Origin of the sequence: Pseudomonas sp. (assembly GCF_040514055.1) — a bacterium.
In the GTDB taxonomy this organism is placed as follows: domain Bacteria; phylum Pseudomonadota; class Gammaproteobacteria; order Pseudomonadales; family Pseudomonadaceae; genus Aquipseudomonas.
In genome coordinates this window covers 72,343-88,306 of record NZ_JBEVDL010000062.1, presented here as the reverse complement: position 1 = coordinate 88,306, position 15,964 = coordinate 72,343, and the positions used below count along the sequence as shown (strand labels likewise).

Genomic DNA, 15,964 nt, shown 5'->3' with positions numbered 1-15,964 from the left:
AGGCCGTGAGACGCCGGGCGGGACCGCCCGGCGCGGGGTCGATCAGCCGTTGATCCGCTCGGCGTGGTGGCAGGCCACCTGCCGCGCGTCGAGCAGGCGCAGTGGCGGCTCCTCGACGCTGCAGACCTCGGTGGCATGGGGGCAGCGTTTATGGAAAGCGCAGCCGGAGGGTGGGTTAAGCGGGTTGGGCAGCTCGCCGACGATCTTGATCTTCGGCTTCAGCGGGTCCGGGTGGATGGTCGGGGTGGCCGACAGCAACGCCTGGGTGTAGGGGTGCAGCGGGCGGCTGTAGATCAGCTCCTTGGGGCCCATTTCCACTGGCCGGCCGAGGTACATCACCAGCACCTGGTCGGCGACATGGCGCACCACCGACAGGTTGTGGGAGATAAACACATAGGCGGTGTTGAACTCGGCCTGCAGGTCCATAAACAGGTTGAGCACCTGGGCCTGGATCGACACGTCCAGGGCCGAGGTCGGCTCGTCCGCCACCAGCACCTTGGGTTGCAGCATCATGGCCCGGGCCAGGGCGATGCGCTGGCGCTGTCCGCCGGAGAACATGTGCGGGTAGCGCTGGTAGTGCTCGGGGCGCAGGCCGACCTGCTGCATCATCGCCTGCACTTTGTCGCGGCGCTCGCCACGGGACAGCGGGGTGTTGATCAGCAGCGGCTCGCCCAGCTGGTCGCCGACCTTCTGCCGCGGGTTAAGCGAGGCATAGGGGCTCTGGAAGACCATCTGCACGTCGCGGCGCAGTTGCTTGCGCTCGGCCTTGCTGGCCCCGGCCACTTCCTGGCCGCCGATCTGCAACGAGCCGGAGGAGGGTTCCTCGATCAGCGTCAGGGCCCGCGCCAGGGTCGACTTGCCGCAGCCGGACTCGCCGACCACCGCCAGGGTCTGGCCGGCCTCCAGCTCGAAGGACACCCCGTTCAGGGCGCGCACCAGGGCGTCGCCCTTGAACAGGCCACGGGACACTTGGTAATGACGGGTCAGGTCGCGGGCAGTCAGTACGGCACTCATCACGCCACCTCCTGGTTCAAGGGATAGAAACAGCGCACCGCGCCGAGGTCACAGGGGTCCAGCCCGGGGCGTTGCGTGCGGCAGTTTTCCCGCACATGGGGGCAGCGCGGCGACAACAGGCAACCCTGCGGCCGGTCATAACGACCGGGGACGATGCCGGGCAGGGTGGCCAGGCGCTGGGCGCCCAGGCTGTGCTCGGGAATCGCCGCCAGCAGCGCTTCGGTATAGGGGTGCGCGGGGGCGTCGAACAACGCCGGCACCTGGCCCACCTCCACCGCCTGGCCGGCGTACATCACGCAGACCCGATTGGCGGTTTCGGCGACCACCGCCAGGTCGTGGGTGATCAGCACCAGGCCCATGTTCTGGTCCCGCTGCAGGTCCAGCAGCAGGTCCATGATCTGCGCCTGGATGGTCACGTCGAGGGCGGTGGTCGGTTCGTCGGCGATCAGCAGCTTGGGTTCGGCGGCGATGGCCATGGCGATCGCCACCCGTTGGCTCATGCCACCGGAGAGCTGGTGCGGGTAGGCATTCAGGCGACTGGCGGCGCCGGGAATTTCCACCCGCTCGAGCAGTTGCAGGGCGCGGGCGCGGGCCTCCTTGCTGGTCATGCCGAGGTGCTGGCGCAGCACTTCCTCGATCTGAAAACCCACGGTGTAGCTGGGGTTGAGGGCGGTCATGGGGTCCTGGAAGACCATCGCCAGGTCCTTGCCGACGATCCGCCGACGCTGGCGGCCCTTGAGCTTGAGCATGTCGGTGCCGTCGAAACTCAGGGCATCGGCGGTGACGATACCGGGGGCATCGATCAGCCCCATCAGCGCCATCATGGTCACTGATTTGCCGGAGCCGGACTCGCCGACTATGGCCAGGACTTCGCCTTTTTCCACGCTGAGGTCCAGGCCATCGACCACCGGCACGGCGTTGCGGTCGCCGAAGCGCACTTGCAGGTTACGGATATCGAGCAGGCTCATCGGGTTGCGCGCTCCGTGCGAGAAGCCGACGGCTGAGGCCGGGCAGTTGGTGCGGACAGGTGCGGACAGGGACCGCTCAGGGACAATGGGATGTTCATGGCGTGCTCCTTAAACCGCGTTCTTGAGTTTCGGGTCGAGGGCATCACGCAGCCCGTCGCCCATCAGGTTGATCGCCAGCACGCTGAGCAGAATGGTCAGCCCCGGCAACGACACTACCCACCAGGCGCGCTCGATATAGTCGCGCGCCGAAGCCAGCATGGTGCCCCACTCGGGGGTCGGCGGTTGCACGCCGAGGCCAAGGAAACCCAGGGCCGCGGCGTCGAGGATGGCCGAGGAAAAGCTCATGGTCGCCTGCACGATCAGCGGAGCCATGCAGTTGGGCAGCACGGTGATAAACATCAGGCGCGGCAAGCTGGCACCGGCCAGGCGCGCGGCGGTGACGTAGTCGCGGTTCAGTTCGCCCATCACCGCGGCGCGGGTCAGGCGCACATAGGACGGCAGCGAGACGATGGCGATGGCGATCACGGTGTTGATCAGGCCTGGGCCGAGGATGGCGACGATCGCCACGGCCAGCAGCAGCGACGGCAGGGCCAGCATTACGTCCATCAGGCGCATGATCGAGGGGCCGAGCAGGCGCGGGAAGAAGCCGGCGACCAGGCCCATGAAAATCCCCGGCAGCAGCGACATCACCACCGAGGCCAGGCCGATCAGCAGCGACAGCCGCGAGCCCTGGATCAGCCGCGACAGCAGGTCGCGTCCGAGTTCGTCGGTGCCCAGCAGGAACTGCGCATTGCCACCTTCCAGCCAGACCGGGGGGGTCAGCAGGAAGTCGCGGTACTGCTCGCTGGGGTCATGGGGCGCCACCCAGGGTGCGAACAGCGCGCAGAACAGCACCAGGGTCATAAACATCAGGCCGGCGACGGCGCCTTTGTTGCGGGAAAAGGCCTGCCAGAATTCCTTCATCGGCGAGGGGTACAGCAGGCTGGGGTCGGCGGACGCCAGGGTCGGCGCGGCGGCGGCCGGCAGGGTGTGTTCGGGAAGAGTCATGCTCAGGCCTCCTTAGCGTTGATGGCGGATGCGGGGGTTGGCCAGGCCGTAGAGAATGTCCACGACGAAGTTGACCAGGATCACCAGGCAGGCGATCAGCAGGATGCCGTTCTGCACCACCGGGTAGTCGCGCGCGCCGATCGATTCGATCAGCCACTTGCCGATGCCCGGCCAGGAAAAGATGGTTTCGGTCAGCACGGCGCCGGCCAGCAAGGTGCCGACCTGCAGGCCGAACACCGTCAGCACCGGGATCAGCGCGTTGCGCAGGCCGTGGACGAAAACCACCCGGCTGGGCGACAGGCCCTTGGCCCGGGCGGTGCGCACATAGTCCTCGCGCAGCACTTCGAGCATGGCCGAACGGGTCATGCGCGCGATCACCGCCAGCGGGATGGTGCCCAGCACGATGGCGGGCAGGATCATATGATGCAGGGCATCGAGGAAAGCACCTTCCTCGTCGCTGAGCAGGGTGTCGATCAGCATGAAACCGGTGACCGGCTGGATGTCGTAGAGCAGGTCGATGCGCCCGGAGACCGGGGTCCAGCCCAGGCCCACGGAGAAGAACATGATCAGCAACAGGCCCCACCAGAAAATCGGCATGGAGTAGCCGGCCAGGGAGATGCCCATCACGCCATGGTCGAACAGCGAGCCACGCTTGAGCGCGGCGATCACCCCGGCCAGCAGCCCGAGGGTGCCGGCGAACAGCAGCGCCGCCAGCGACAGTTCCAGGGTCGCCGGGAACAGCGTGAGGAATTCGCTCCAGACGCTTTCGCGGGTGCGCAGCGATTCGCCCAGGTCGCCCTGGGCAAGGTTGCCGATATAGTCCAGGTACTGGGCATACAGCGGCTTGTTCAGGCCCAGGCGCTCCATGGCCTGGGCGTGCATTTCCGGGTCGACCCGGCGCTCGCCCATCATCACTTCCACCGGATCCCCGGGGATCAGGCGTATCAGCGCGAAGGTCAGCAAGGTGATGCCGAAGAAGGTGGGAATCAACAGTCCCAGTCGGCGGGCGATAAAGGCCAGCATAGGTTTTCGGCGCTCCTGTTCAGGTGGGTGGTGCCCGTTGGCGGCATGGGCCAACGATCAATTATGGTGGTTGAGGAAAACCTGACGGCGGTGTGCCGTCAGGCGGTCGGGTTTTGCTAGGAGCCCGAGCGGGTCACCTTGGCAAAGTTGTTCGAACCCATGGGGCTCAGGATAAAACCTTGTACATCACGGCGCACAGCACTGAATTGGCGCGGGTGGGCCAAGGGTATCCAGGGCGCCTGATCGTGGAAGATACGGATCGCCTGCCGGTACAAGTCTGCACGTTCGCTTTGTTTGTTGTTCAAACGCGCCTCACGGACCAGGCCATCGAATTGCTTGTCGCACCACCCCGAATAGTTCTCGCCGGTTTCCACTGCCGCGCACGACAGGTTGGGGGTGAGGAAGTTGTCCGGGTCGCCGTTGTCGCCGGCCCAGCCGAAGAAGATCACATCGTGCTCGCCGTTCTTGCCGCGCTTGATCAGCTCGCCCCATTCGACCACCTTGATCTGCGCCTCGATGCCGACTTTCTTCAGGTCGGCCTGCAACATCTGGGCGCCAAGGGTCGGGTTGGGGTTGGTCACGCCGCCCCCCGGGCGGGTCCAGATGGCGAGCTTGAAGCCGTCCTGGAGGCCGGCGTCGGCCAGCAGCTGTTTGGCCTTGGCCGGGTCATAGCTCCAGCCTTGCAGGGTCGCGTCGTGTCCCCAGAGCGTAGCCGGGTAGGGCGCCACCGCGGGTGTGGCGTTGCCCGGGCCGAACAGGGTATTGAGGTAGTTCTGCTTGTCGAAGGCCAGGTTGATCGCCTGGCGCACCCGCACATCGCCCAGCGGCGCGTGGCGACCGTTGAGGGCCACATAGGCGGTCATTTGCGAATCCAGCTCCAGCACCTTGATATCCGGGTTGGCACGCAGCGCGGGCACGTCCATGGGATTGGGGTAGAGGGCGATTTGGCAATCGTTGGCCTTGAGTTTCTGCTGGCGCACGTTGGTGTCGTGGGTGATGGCGAAAATCAGCTTGTCGATCGCCGGCACGCCGTTCCAGTACTGCGGGTGGCTGCTGAAGCGTACCTGGGCGTCCTTGGCATAACGCTCGAAGACGAAGGGGCCGGTGCCGATCGGCTGGGTGTTGAGGTTGTTGGTCTTGTCCTGCTTGAGCAATTGATCGGCGTATTCGGCCGAGTAGATCGAGGTGAACCCCATGGCCAGGTCGGCGAGGAACGGCGCTTCCGGGTGCTTGAGGACAAACCGCACGCGGTAGTCGTCGAGTTTTTCGATACGCTCGACCAGGTCGGGGATGCCCATCGACTCGGCATAGGGGAAACCCCGTACCGACAGTTTGTGCCAGGGGTGGTTGGCGTCCAGCTGGCGCTGGAAACTCCAGAGCACATCATCGGCGTTGAAGCTGCGGGTGGGGGTGAACCAGGCGGTCTTGTGGAACTGCACGCCCTTGCGCAGATTGAAGGTGTAGGTCAGGCCGTCCGGGGAAATTTCCCAGCTCTCGGCCAGACCCGGCTCCAGTTCGGTGGTGCCCTGGCGGAAGTCCACCAGGCGCTCGAAGATGGTCTCGCTGGAGGCGTCGGCGGTGACCGCCGCGGTGTATTGGGCGATATCGAACCCCTCGGGACTGGCCTCGGTGCAGACCACCAGGCTGGAGGGGGCGGCAAAGGCCTGGGTGGCGCCAAACACGGCCACGGCCAGCAGGCTACGCAATGCGGTTTTCAACATGGGAAACTCCTTGTAAGGGTAACGCCTCGCGCCGCGACGGCGGGCGGGACACAGGTCCGGTTCGGCCGCGTATGGGTGCAAAGGGCGGACGAAGGGCCATGGGCCTAGAGCAACTCGAAGGGGAAGGTGCTGGTGATCCGCACTTCGCTGAGGTTGCCGTCGGACTGGTTCTCGCTGGCGCGGTGGACGATATAGGTGGCCTTGAACAGCGCATCCTTGATCGGCCCGCTCTGCACCTTGTAGGCGGTCAGCAGCCCGGTTTCGTAGTGGTGCTCGTCGTCCTGGATCAGTACATCGGCGTAGTTGGCATGGCGGCCGTTGCGTCCGCCGTCGTAGTGGGTGCCGTCGACATTCCAGCCACGGGCCCACCACAGCGAGGTGGTCAAGCCGGGTACGCCGAGCTGGCCCCAGTCGGTGCCGTAGCGCAGCTGCACGGACTTCTCGTTGGGGCCGTTGTAGTCGGAGAACAGCGAGTTGGCCAGGTAGATGGCCGAGGTCTCGTGCACGTAGTCGAAGTATTCGTCGCCTTCGATCTGCTGCAGGCCCAGGGTCAGGCCGTGGGCCTGGTGGGTGGCGGTGAACGACAGGCTGTAGGCATCGTTGTCGATGTAACCGGCCTTCTGCGCGCCCTGGTCCTGGGTGTGGTAGTAGTTCAGCTGAGTCTGCAGCGACAGGCTGGTCGCGTCGCCGGCGGTGTGGCTGGCGCTGAAGTAGACCTGGTCCCAGATGTCCTCGAAGCGTGCGCCGTACAGGCTGAACGCCAGGCTGGAGGTCGGGGTGTAGGTGCCGCCCAGGTAACTCATGCGATCGGCTTCGGCGGTGCGGTCGCCGTACTCAGTGGTGAAGGGCTCGTCGCCCGCGCCGGTCCGTGGGCTGACCCGATCGAAGCTGCCGGCTTGCAGGGCGAGGTTCTGCCACTCCTCGCTGACCAGGCCGAGGCCCTCGAAGCTGGACGGCAGGGGGCGGTTGTCGATGTAGTTGAACACCGGGGTGTCGACCAGAAAACGACCGGCCTTGAGCTCGGTGTTGGACAGCCGCAGGCGCACATCGGCGACCCCCAGCTTGCTCCAGCTGTCCAGCGCGTCGCCCTCGCCGTTGGCCAGGGTGCGGTTGCCGCCGCCGGCGATGCGACCGTGGCCGCGCTCCAGGTTGATCGCATTGAACAGCGCCAGGTCGATGCCGAAGCCGAGGGCGCCCTGGGTGTAGCCGGAGCTGTACTTGAGCTGCGTGCCCTGTACCCAGGCGTAACGACGTCGGGTCTGTTCGACGCCGTAGTCCTTCTGAATCCGGTAGTAGGTATCGCGGTCGCCGGTTTCCCGGGCCCAGAAGTTGCGGGTCAGCAACGACAGGCTGTCATCGGCGAAAAAGCCCTGGGCCCCGTCCTGCTTGCTCACCGGTTCGGTGACTTCGGGGATGCTCTGCACCTGGTTGGCGAAGTTGGGGCTCTCCGGTGTGGGCGTGGGCGATTGGGCATGAGCACTCAGGCTCAGCACGAGTAGGGTCAGGCCAAATGGGATATTCCTTCGCATTGCGTTGTTTCTCCTTTTTGTACAACGGCTAACTCTGTTTTTGTTATGGGCTGCAGGCTGGATGCAATCACCCGACCCTGTGCTGCGGCAGGGGCTGGTCGGTCGCCGGGTGGGCGAATGAAGGACTACGGCGCGCAGGTCGCCGCGAAATGCGACCTGCGATCCGCTGTGGGGTGACGCGGGTGTGCCGGGTGCCGCGTAGCCGCTCACCCGCCGGCCACGGCTGGCGCACCTGCGCGCCGGGCGTGCCGGCTGGTTAGCCGCGTTCAAGGGGTCAGGCTGACGCCGTAGAAGCCATAGCGCCCCAAGGGGCTGACTCGTGCGGGGGCGATCGGAGTGAGCGGCATGGGCGATTTGCAATGCTGCCGGGCCTGGGGATGCCCCGGGCCGTCGAAACAGGCAGGTCCGCTGGGCGCGGCGCGGCGCAACGGTTGCTGGGCGTCGCGCCTGGGCGAGCCGGTGCGCTCCCCAGACTCGGGGTCGCCTAGGGCAGCGAGGATGCCCGGGGTAATGGCATTCTTACGCATGATGGCCTCTGATTATTGTCATTGTCATCGAGGAACGGCCTCGTGGGCCGCCTCGCGAAACTATGCACGGACGTACGTCAATGCAAGTCACTCCTTGGCCTGGGGCCATGAGCCGTCTTCATTCATTCTGCAAATGTCGCAAATCTGTAAAAGCCCCTGGCCCGGGCCGGGACGGCAACGGGCGCGGGCTTTGTGCCGCGCAGTGGCGGTGGTTTCGCGGTGCTGCATCCTTGAGCGCCTTATGTGTCGAACAGCCGGGTCCATGAAAAAAATGCCGGTGGTGCGCCGACTGCGATGCCGCGGGGCCAGATCGCGGGCAGCCGGATGGCCGCCGCGAGGGCTAAAAAAAGGGGGAGTCCCGCTCGGGCGGGTGGGCCGCCTGGGTGTCCGCCTCCGGACCGGCAGGACCGGTCCGGAAGCAGGGGTATTACTTGCTGACGCCCACGCCGTAGAAGGAGACCAGGCCGAACGGACTGATCTTGAAGTTCTCGACCTTCTTGCTCATGGGTTGGTAGACGGTGGAGTGGGCGATCGGGGTGATCGGCACATTGGCCTTGAGGATATGCTGCGCCTGTTTGTACAGGGCGCTGCGTTGCTCCTTGTCGGTGATGGTCTTGGCCTGCTTGATCAGCTTGTCGTACTCGGCGTTGCACCAACGGCCGTAGTTGTTGCCGCCGATGGCGTCACAACCGTAAAGCACCGCCAGCCAGTTGTCCGGATCACCATTGTCGCCGGTCCAGCCGATCAGCAGCGCGTCGTGCTCGCCGGCCTTGGCGCGCTTGTTGTACTCGCCCCATTCGTAGCTGACGATTTTCGCCTTGATGCCGACCTTGGCCCAGTCGCTTTGCAGCATTTCGGCCATCAGCTTGGCGTTGGGGTTGTACGGGCGTTGTACCGGCATGGCCCAGAGGGTCAGCTCGGTGCCTTCGGCGACACCGGCGGCCTTGAGCAACTCCTTGGCCTTCTCCGGATTGTAGCCGGCGTCCTTGATGGTCTCGTCGTAGGACCACTGGGTCGGCGGCAGGCCGTTGACGGCCAGCTGGCCGGCGCCCTGGTACACGGCCTTGATGATCGCTTCCTTGTTCACCGCCATGTCCATGGCCTGGCGCACTTCAAGCTTGTCGAACGGCTTGTGTTCGGTGTTGTAGGCCAGGTAACCGACGTTGAAACCGGCTTGATCCGGAACGTTCAGGTTCGGCGCCTTTTTCATCGCTTCCAGGTCCGCCGGACGCGGGAAGGAGGTGAGCTGGCATTCGTTGGCCTTGAGCTTCTGGTAACGCACCGAGGGGTCGGTGCTGATGGAGAAGATCAGCTGGTCGATCTTCACATCGTCCGGGTTCCAGTATTCCTTGTTGCCGGCGAAACGGATCTGCGAATCTTTCTGGTAGCGCTTGAAGACGAAAGGACCGGTGCCGATCGGCTTCTGGTTGATCTCGGCGGCCTTGCCGGACTTGAGCAGATGGTCGGCGTACTCGGCGGACTGGATCGAGGCGAAGCTCATGGCCAGGTTCTGGATAAAGGCGGCGTCGACCGTGGCCAGGGTAAACTTGACGGTCATGTCGTCGAGTTTTTCCACCTTGGTGATGTTGGCGTCCATCCCCATGTCGGTGAAGTAGGGGAATTCGGTCGGGTAGGCCTTACGGAACGGGTGGTCCTTGTTCAGCATGCGCTGGAAGGTGAACAGCACGTCCTCGGCGTTGAATTCGCGGGTCGGCTTGAAGGTTTCGTTACTGTGGAACTTGACCCCCGGGCGCAGATGGAAGGTGTAGCTGAGGCCGTCCGCGGACACGTCCCATTTGGTGGCCAGGCCGGGGATCACGGCGGTGCCGCCACGCTCGAACTGGCTCAGGCGGTTGAACACGGTTTCAGCGGAGGCGTCGAAATCGGTGCCCGTGGTGTACTGACCCGGGTCAAAACCCGCCGGGCTGCCCTCGGAGCAATAGACCAGGTTCGTCGCCGCCTGGGCGAAAGGCGCCCCAGCGAGCAATCCAGCGGCAAGCATAAAGGGAATGACGGCTTTTTTACCCATGATGGCCTCAAGTTATTCTCATTGTTTGCGAGGTACGGCCTTTCGACCGACCCGCATGAAACTATGCAGGGCGTATGCCCAGTGCAAGCAGTACGAGCGTCCACGGTGCCAAGCGGTAACAAGCTTGACCGTGGATGTCGCTTTTTTATAAGTGTTGTCGGGCCGGTCAGGTAACGCACTGTGGCCAAGGGCACAGGGCTGCACCGAATCAGGGCACTTGCACCTCGATCACGCCATCGGCATTGACCAGCACCTGGCTGCTGCCGGCTTCGATTTCCGGTGACGGCGCTGCGTCCTCCATCATCGCCATGCCCTTCATCGCGCCGCGAAACATCGGCGTTGGCGGCTGGAAGCCGGCGCTGCTGAGGTTCAGGCTGACCAGCTTGTAACCGCTGCCGCCGAGGGCTTCGGTGGCCAGCTGGGCACGGGCCTTGAACGCGGTGACCGCGTCCTTGAGCAGGGCGTCCTCGGTCTTCTTGCGGGTGGGCGGCGAAACGGCGAAATCCATGCCGGCCATTTTCAGGTCCTTGAGCAGCTCGGCGGTCAGTTTCGACAGTTTGGCGAAGTCCGCGCTTTCCAGGCGCAGCTCCGCCCGTTCGCGCCAGCCGGTGATCTGCTGGCCCTTGTCGTCGTAGATCGGGTAACTGTTGCGTCCGCCCAGGCTGAGGGTGACCCCCTCTTCCTTGCGGGCGCGTTCCAGCGCGCCGTTCAGCGTGCGGGTGATCTCGGCGGCGAGCAGCGCCGGGTCGCTGTTCTGGGATTCGCTGTACAGGGTCACGTGCATCAGGTCGTGGGCCACTTCCTGGCTGACCTCGGCACGCAGCGCGACCTGGTTGTAGCGTGCTTCCTCGGCCAGGGCGGGCAGGCTGGTGACGGCGCCGAGGGCGAGGGCGGCGGCAAGACGGGTAAGGCTGTGCATAACAACTCCTTGGACGCGGCGCAGGGCCGCTGGGATGGTGGTCGGTCCGACTGTACCCCCAGTTGGACACGGGCGCAGCCCCGTGGTTTTACCGCCGAACACTGCGGCGCGTTGACGCAGCCGCGCAGGCTGCGCCGGCCCCTGGGTATACTGTTTCGATTTGTCCAGCCTGGCGGCAATCTTTACGAGGGCCGCCGGCGTCCCCTGGAGCATTCATGCTGGCGCCCGTGCAACTGTTGTCCGCCAGCCGTCAGAACCTCTGGCGGTTGAGCCTGATTCGCATCCTGGTGTTGGCGGCGCAGGCCGGCTCGGTGGGTATCGCCTACCTGTTCGACCTGCTGACCCTGCCCTGGTTGCCGCTGGCGCTGATCCTGGCCGTGTCGGCGGTGCTGTGCCTGCTCACCGCGGTGCGGCTGCGCGGGCCCTGGCCGGTCACCGAGCTGGAATACGCCGCGCAGCTGGGCTGCGACCTGCTGATTCACAGCCTGCTGCTGTACTTTTCCGGCGGTTCGACCAACCCCTTCGTGTCCTACTACCTGGTCCCCCTGACTATCGCCGCGGCAACGCTGCCTTGGCTCTACTCGATGTTGCTCAGCGGCCTGGCGTTGAGCGGCTATACGCTGCTGCTGATCTGGTACCACCCGCTGGAAATGCCTCTGGCCCAGCGCGAAACCTTGCTGATTTACGGCATGTGGCTGAACTTCGCCCTGTCCGCGGCCTTTATCACCTTCTTCGTGGTGCGCATGGCCGTCGCCTTGCGCAGCCAGGATCGCCTGCAGGCCGAGCGGCGCGAGGAAGGCCTGCGCGATCAGCAGTTGCTGGCGGTCGCCACCCAGGCCGCCGGGGCGGCCCATGAGCTGGGCACGCCGCTGGCAACCATGAGCGTGCTGATCAAGGAACTGCGTCGCGAGCACAAGGATCCGCTGCTGCAGGAAGACCTGGCCGTGCTGCAGGAACAGGTGATGCTCTGCAAGGACACCTTGCAGCAGCTGGTGCGGGCCGCCGAGGCCAACCGTCGACAGGCCGTGGAGGAACAGTCCGCCCATGCCTGGCTGGAGGCGGCCCTGAGCCGCTGGCACCTGATGCGCCCCGAGGCCAGCTACCGCTACCAGCGCCTGGGCCAGGGCAGCACCCCGCGCCTGGCGCCACCGCCGGACCTGACCCAGGCGCTGCTCAACCTGCTCAACAATGCCGCCGATGCCTGCCCCGACGACCTGGATATTCGCCTGGACTGGACGGCGTTGGAACTCTGCATCAGCATCCGCGACCATGGTGCCGGCGTGCCCTTGGCCATCGCCGAGCAACTGGGCAAACCTTTCTTCACCACCAAGGGCAAGGGCTTTGGACTGGGACTGTTCCTCAGTCAGGCCAGCGTGACCCGCGCCGGCGGTTCGGTGAAACTCTACAACCATGAAGACGGCGGCACCTTGACCGAGCTGCGGCTGCCACGTCTGGCCCCAGGAGAAGACCATGAGTGACGAGACCCCGCTCGACCCCGCCCTGGATGGCGAGGAGCAACCGCACCTGCTGCTGGTCGACGACGACCCGACCTTCACCCGGGTCATGGCCCGTGCCATGAGCCGGCGTGGCTTGCGGGTCAGCACCGCGGGTTCGGCTGAGGAGGGGTTTGCCCTGGCCGAACAGGACGTGCCGGATTACGCGGTGCTCGACCTGAAGATGGAGGGCGACTCCGGCCTGGTGCTGCTGCCCAAGCTGCTGAACCTCGACCCGGAAATGCGCGTGGTAATACTCACCGGCTACTCCAGCATCGCCACGGCGGTGGAGGCGATCAAGCGCGGCGCCTGCAACTACCTGTGCAAGCCGGCGGACGCCGATGATGTACTGGCGGCCCTGCTGTCCCAGCATGCCGATCTGGACAGCCTGGTGCCGGAAAACCCGATGTCGGTCGACCGCCTGCAGTGGGAGCATATCCAGCGGGTGCTGGGCGAGCACGAAGGCAATATCTCCGCCACCGCGCGGGCGCTGGGCATGCACCGGCGCACGCTGCAGCGCAAATTGCAGAAACGCCCGGTGCGGCGTTGAACAGGGCAGGGTGCGGGATGCGCTCGGGTAAAAAATGAAACGAATAAAGGTGTTTCTGGCCGGTGCGGCCTATGGCCTGGCGATGCGCCTGACGTTCGGCGGCCTGGGCTATCTCAACGGCCCGGGGGTGGATGCTGCCAGTGGGCCGATGCTGGCGTCCTTCGTGATCCTGGTGCCGATCCTGATTGGCGTGTACACCGCCTATACGGCATCGCCCCAGCAGCGCACCTGGGTCTACTGCCTGTTCGCGCCCTGGGTACCGATGCTGTTGTTCGCCGCCGGATCGGCCTTGCTGTTGCTCGAGGGCAGCATTTGCATCGCCATGGCCCTGCCGATTTTTCTGCTGATGGCTTCGCTCGGTGCGCTGGCCTGCTGGCTGTTGCTCAAGGTGGTCAAACCGGCGCGGGGTACTTTGCCCGCCTTGTTGGTGCTGCCCTTGCTGACCAGTGTGCTGGAGACGCGAGTGGAGCAGCCGCGGCTGCTCGAACAGAGCCGGGCCTCGGTGCATATCGCCGCGCCGCCACCGGTGCTCTGGGGCCTGATCAACGATGCGGCGCAGATCCAGCCGGCTGAAATGGCCGAGGGCCTGGCCTACCGCATCGGCGTGCCTTATCCGATCTCGGCCAAGACGGTTGACACGCCGTCGGGCAAGGTGCGCAAGCTGGTGTGGGGCAAGGGCGTGCACTTCGACGAGCCGATCCTCGATTGGCAGGAAAACCGCTACATTCGCTGGCGCTACCGGTTTTCCCCTGAGTCCTTTCCGCCCAATGCCCTGGACGAGCATGTGGTGATCGGCGGCAAGTATTTCGACCTGCTGGACACCTCCTACCGCCTTACCCCCGAGGCGGGTGGTACGCGCCTGGAGATTGTGGTCAGTTACCGGGTCAGCACCAACTTCAACTGGTACGCCAACGCCTGGGGCAAGCTGCTGGTCGACGATTCGGCGCAGACCATCCTGCAGTTCTACAAGCAGCGCGGCGAGCGGCAGAGCGGCCTGGCCAGTCGCTAGGGTCTGTTCTTGATTCTTGACTCTCGATTTCGGCGGGCTGGCGCTACGCGCCGAGGCCGCCCTACATCGGCGCGGACCATGGCGCTTGCTGGTCGGGTCGCCATTGCCAGGGCGAGTCTGGGGGGGCGGCGCTGACCTTGCTATCATTAGCTGCCTAAGTAGATTGTCGACCTTGGTGACCGCCATGCTTGCCCTGTTCCAGCAGACCCTGAGCATCACCGCGCCGGTCTTCGCCATGCTGTTTCTCGGCGTGGCGCTCAAGCGCCTGGGCTGGATCGATGTGGCTTTTATCAACATGGCCTCCAGCCTGGTGTTCAAGGGCACCATGCCGACCCTGCTGTTTCTGGCCATCGTCCAGGCGGACCTGGGCAGCGCCTTCCAGCCGGCATTGCTTGCCTACTTCTGCCTGGCGACCCTGGCCGGATTCCTGCTGGTCTGGGGCTGGGCGCTGTGGCGCTGCCCGCTGGCTGACCGTGGGGTCTATACCCAGGGCGCGTTTCGCGGCAACAACGGCATCGTCGGCCTGGCCCTGGCCACCAGCCTCTATGGCGACCCAGGGCTGTCCCTGGGCGGCGTGCTGGCCGGGGTGATGATCCTGCTCTACAACAGCCTTTCGGCCATCGTGCTGGCGGTGTACAGCCCCAGCGCCAAGGCAGATGCCTGGAGCATCCTGAAAAGCGTGATAAGCAACCCGCTGATCCTCGGGGTGCTGAGCGCCCTGCCATTTGCCTACTGGCAGATCGGCTTGCCGGCCTGGCTGATGACCTCCGGCACCTACTTTGCCCAGATGACCTTGCCGCTGGCCCTGATCTGCATCGGCGGCACCCTGTCGCTGGCGGCGCTGCGCGAAAGCGGTGGGCCGGCGATCGGCGCCAGCCTGTGGAAAATGCTCTGGTTGCCGTTGCTGGGCACCACCGGTGCCTGGCTCTGGGGCTTTCGTGGGGTCGAGCTGGGCGTGCTGTTCCTGTATTTCGCCAGTCCCACGGCGGCCGCCAGTTTTGTCATGGCCAAGGCGGTCAACGGCAACCACCAGCTGGCGGCGGCCATTATCGTCATCACCACCCTGGCCGCGGCGATCACCACCAATATCGGTATCGTTATCCTGCAATGGGGCGGCTGGATATAAGGGTTGGACGCGGAGGGTGCGATCGTCTGTCCACGGAAAAAATGTGCGCTGCATCACGCCTTGCGCTGGCGCGCACGGCGCCCACCGAATCCGCTTTGTGCCGGCGATTTCCTGAGTCATGCTGATGCAGGCGCAGTAATCTCTGGCGCCAATGGTCAGCTCTGGTCCCACTCGATACCCCGGCGCGTTTCGCGCCCCTGAAGGAATAGTCATGCGCGCCCTGTTGTCGCTGGCCCTGCTGCTGCAGGCCGCCAGCCTGTGTGCCGAACCGCGGGCCGAGCTTGAAGGGCCGGTGGCCGGCTGGCGCTATGACGGCTTGCTCGAGCGCGACGAACAGGCGCGCGTGGCCTACCCGACGCCGCCGATCGACCGCGGCGCGCAACGCCAGCGCAACCTGATCGAAGGCCGCCTGCGCGGCATACCCGGGGAGCAGCGTTCCCATCGCCTGGTGGTCAATGGCAACCCCCTGCCGCTGTACACCGACAGTGAAGGCCGTTTCGTGCGGCCCTATGCCATGGGCGCCGGTTCCAACAGCGTGGAAGTGCGCAGTGCCGAAGGCCAATCGCTCAAGCGGGTGCAGTTCTACGAAGCCAACGGTTCGAAAACCCCCGCGCGCCTGCGTATCGCCCTGGGCTGGGACGACCCCAAGGCCGAACTCGACCTGCATGTGGTCACCCCGGACGGCCAGCATGCGTTCTGGGCCGACCCGGTGATGGACAACGGCGGCGGTCTGGATGTGGACAGCGTCGATGGCCCCGGTCCGGAAATGTTCAGCATGGCCGCGCCGCTGCGCGGCACCTACCTGGTATTCGTCAACTACTGGGGCAACCTCGGCAGCGGGGGGTACAACTTCAAGGAAGGCAGCAACCAGAACGAAGTCATCACCGCGCAAATCAACCTGGTGTTCAGCGAAAACACCCCGAATGAAAAACGTGAGACCTTTCTGGTGCCCCTGCGGGGTATCGGCGATCTGCAATTGATCAAGTCATTCAATTATTGAGGCTTCCGG

At 65.1% G+C, this 15,964-nt stretch carries 14 protein-coding genes; 5 read left to right on the top strand and 9 right to left on the bottom strand.

Translation table 11 applies throughout. The annotated features are described in order from the left end of the window. Positions 1-42: 42 nt before the first annotated feature. From ABWY06_RS14625 to ABWY06_RS14585, 9 genes are all read right to left on the bottom strand, one after another. Entirely contained in the window at positions 43-1,014 is a 972-nt protein-coding gene (locus ABWY06_RS14625) for a peptide ABC transporter ATP-binding protein (RefSeq protein WP_353926289.1), read from the bottom strand. Further along, the gene (locus ABWY06_RS14620) at positions 1,014-1,982 is read right to left on the bottom strand and encodes an ABC transporter ATP-binding protein (protein WP_353926288.1); all 969 of its coding nucleotides are present in this window, start codon (positions 1,980-1,982) and stop codon (positions 1,014-1,016) included. Before ABWY06_RS14620 ends, ABWY06_RS14625 begins: the two co-directional genes overlap by 1 nt. A gap of 108 nt (positions 1,983-2,090) precedes the next feature. Continuing rightward, positions 2,091-3,029: an ABC transporter permease subunit gene (locus ABWY06_RS14615; RefSeq protein WP_353926287.1), complete on the bottom strand. Its 939-nt coding sequence runs from the start codon at positions 3,027-3,029 to the stop codon at positions 2,091-2,093. 12 nt (positions 3,030-3,041) lie between these two features. Continuing rightward, positions 3,042-4,052, bottom strand: coding sequence for an ABC transporter permease subunit (locus ABWY06_RS14610; protein ID WP_353926286.1), 1,011 nt, complete (start codon positions 4,050-4,052; stop codon positions 3,042-3,044). A gap of 116 nt (positions 4,053-4,168) precedes the next feature. Continuing rightward, positions 4,169-5,773 carry an ABC transporter substrate-binding protein gene (locus ABWY06_RS14605; RefSeq protein ID WP_353926285.1) on the bottom strand — a complete coding sequence of 535 codons (1,605 nt, stop codon included), beginning with the start codon at positions 5,771-5,773 and terminating at the stop codon, positions 4,169-4,171. Between the two features lie 104 nt (positions 5,774-5,877). Beyond that, entirely contained in the window at positions 5,878-7,302 is a 1,425-nt protein-coding gene (locus ABWY06_RS14600) for an OprD family outer membrane porin (RefSeq protein WP_353926284.1), read from the bottom strand. A gap of 266 nt (positions 7,303-7,568) precedes the next feature. Continuing rightward, the gene (locus ABWY06_RS14595; RefSeq protein WP_353926283.1) at positions 7,569-7,829 is read right to left on the bottom strand and encodes a hypothetical protein; all 261 of its coding nucleotides are present in this window, start codon (positions 7,827-7,829) and stop codon (positions 7,569-7,571) included. A 427-nt stretch (positions 7,830-8,256) separates the two neighbouring features. Then, positions 8,257-9,858, bottom strand: a complete 1,602-nt coding sequence (locus ABWY06_RS14590) for an ABC transporter substrate-binding protein (RefSeq protein WP_353926282.1) — start codon at positions 9,856-9,858, stop codon at positions 8,257-8,259. Positions 9,859-10,066: 208 nt separating this feature from the next. Next, the gene (locus tag ABWY06_RS14585) at positions 10,067-10,777 is read right to left on the bottom strand and encodes an SIMPL domain-containing protein (RefSeq protein ID WP_353926281.1); all 711 of its coding nucleotides are present in this window, start codon (positions 10,775-10,777) and stop codon (positions 10,067-10,069) included. Positions 10,778-10,992: 215 nt separating this feature from the next. On the opposite strand from ABWY06_RS14585, the gene ABWY06_RS14580 reads away from it, so the two are divergent. The 5 genes from ABWY06_RS14580 to ABWY06_RS14560 all read left to right on the top strand — a co-directional run bounded on the left by ABWY06_RS14580 (position 10,993) and on the right by ABWY06_RS14560 (position 15,955). Beyond that, positions 10,993-12,255 (top strand): ATP-binding protein, encoded by a 1,263-nt coding sequence (locus ABWY06_RS14580; protein ID WP_353926280.1) that lies wholly within the window; start codon positions 10,993-10,995, stop codon positions 12,253-12,255. Then, on the top strand, positions 12,248-12,820 hold the full coding sequence (locus ABWY06_RS14575; protein ID WP_353926279.1) for a response regulator transcription factor: 573 nt from the start codon (positions 12,248-12,250) through the stop codon (positions 12,818-12,820). Before ABWY06_RS14580 ends, ABWY06_RS14575 begins: the two co-directional genes overlap by 8 nt. A gap of 34 nt (positions 12,821-12,854) precedes the next feature. Further along, positions 12,855-13,829 (top strand): SRPBCC family protein, encoded by a 975-nt coding sequence (locus tag ABWY06_RS14570; protein WP_353926278.1) that lies wholly within the window; start codon positions 12,855-12,857, stop codon positions 13,827-13,829. A gap of 184 nt (positions 13,830-14,013) precedes the next feature. Beyond that, the gene (locus ABWY06_RS14565; RefSeq protein ID WP_353926277.1) at positions 14,014-14,955 is read left to right on the top strand and encodes an AEC family transporter; all 942 of its coding nucleotides are present in this window, start codon (positions 14,014-14,016) and stop codon (positions 14,953-14,955) included. A 211-nt stretch (positions 14,956-15,166) separates the two neighbouring features. After that, entirely contained in the window at positions 15,167-15,955 is a 789-nt protein-coding gene (locus tag ABWY06_RS14560; RefSeq protein ID WP_353926276.1) for a YfaP family protein, read from the top strand. Positions 15,956-15,964 lie beyond the last annotated feature (9 nt).

Excerpts from the sequence above, each read along its gene's own strand:
- ABWY06_RS14625 (WP_353926289.1), bottom strand. The coding sequence starts at position 1,014 with ATGAGTGCCGTACTGACTGCCCGCGACCTGACCCGTCATTACCAAGTG.
- ABWY06_RS14620 (WP_353926288.1), bottom strand. The coding sequence starts at position 1,982 with ATGAGCCTGCTCGATATCCGTAACCTGCAAGTGCGCTTCGGCGACCGC.
- ABWY06_RS14615 (WP_353926287.1), bottom strand. The coding sequence starts at position 3,029 with ATGACTCTTCCCGAACACACCCTGCCGGCCGCCGCCGCGCCGACCCTG.
- ABWY06_RS14610 (WP_353926286.1), bottom strand. The coding sequence starts at position 4,052 with ATGCTGGCCTTTATCGCCCGCCGACTGGGACTGTTGATTCCCACCTTC.
- ABWY06_RS14605 (WP_353926285.1), bottom strand. The coding sequence starts at position 5,773 with ATGTTGAAAACCGCATTGCGTAGCCTGCTGGCCGTGGCCGTGTTTGGC.
- ABWY06_RS14600 (WP_353926284.1), bottom strand. The coding sequence starts at position 7,302 with ATGCGAAGGAATATCCCATTTGGCCTGACCCTACTCGTGCTGAGCCTG.
- ABWY06_RS14595 (WP_353926283.1), bottom strand. The coding sequence starts at position 7,829 with ATGCGTAAGAATGCCATTACCCCGGGCATCCTCGCTGCCCTAGGCGAC.
- ABWY06_RS14590 (WP_353926282.1), bottom strand. The coding sequence starts at position 9,858 with ATGGGTAAAAAAGCCGTCATTCCCTTTATGCTTGCCGCTGGATTGCTC.
- ABWY06_RS14585 (WP_353926281.1), bottom strand. The coding sequence starts at position 10,777 with ATGCACAGCCTTACCCGTCTTGCCGCCGCCCTCGCCCTCGGCGCCGTC.
- ABWY06_RS14580 (WP_353926280.1), top strand. The coding sequence starts at position 10,993 with ATGCTGGCGCCCGTGCAACTGTTGTCCGCCAGCCGTCAGAACCTCTGG.
- ABWY06_RS14575 (WP_353926279.1), top strand. The coding sequence starts at position 12,248 with ATGAGTGACGAGACCCCGCTCGACCCCGCCCTGGATGGCGAGGAGCAA.
- ABWY06_RS14570 (WP_353926278.1), top strand. The coding sequence starts at position 12,855 with ATGAAACGAATAAAGGTGTTTCTGGCCGGTGCGGCCTATGGCCTGGCG.
- ABWY06_RS14565 (WP_353926277.1), top strand. The coding sequence starts at position 14,014 with ATGCTTGCCCTGTTCCAGCAGACCCTGAGCATCACCGCGCCGGTCTTC.
- ABWY06_RS14560 (WP_353926276.1), top strand. The coding sequence starts at position 15,167 with ATGCGCGCCCTGTTGTCGCTGGCCCTGCTGCTGCAGGCCGCCAGCCTG.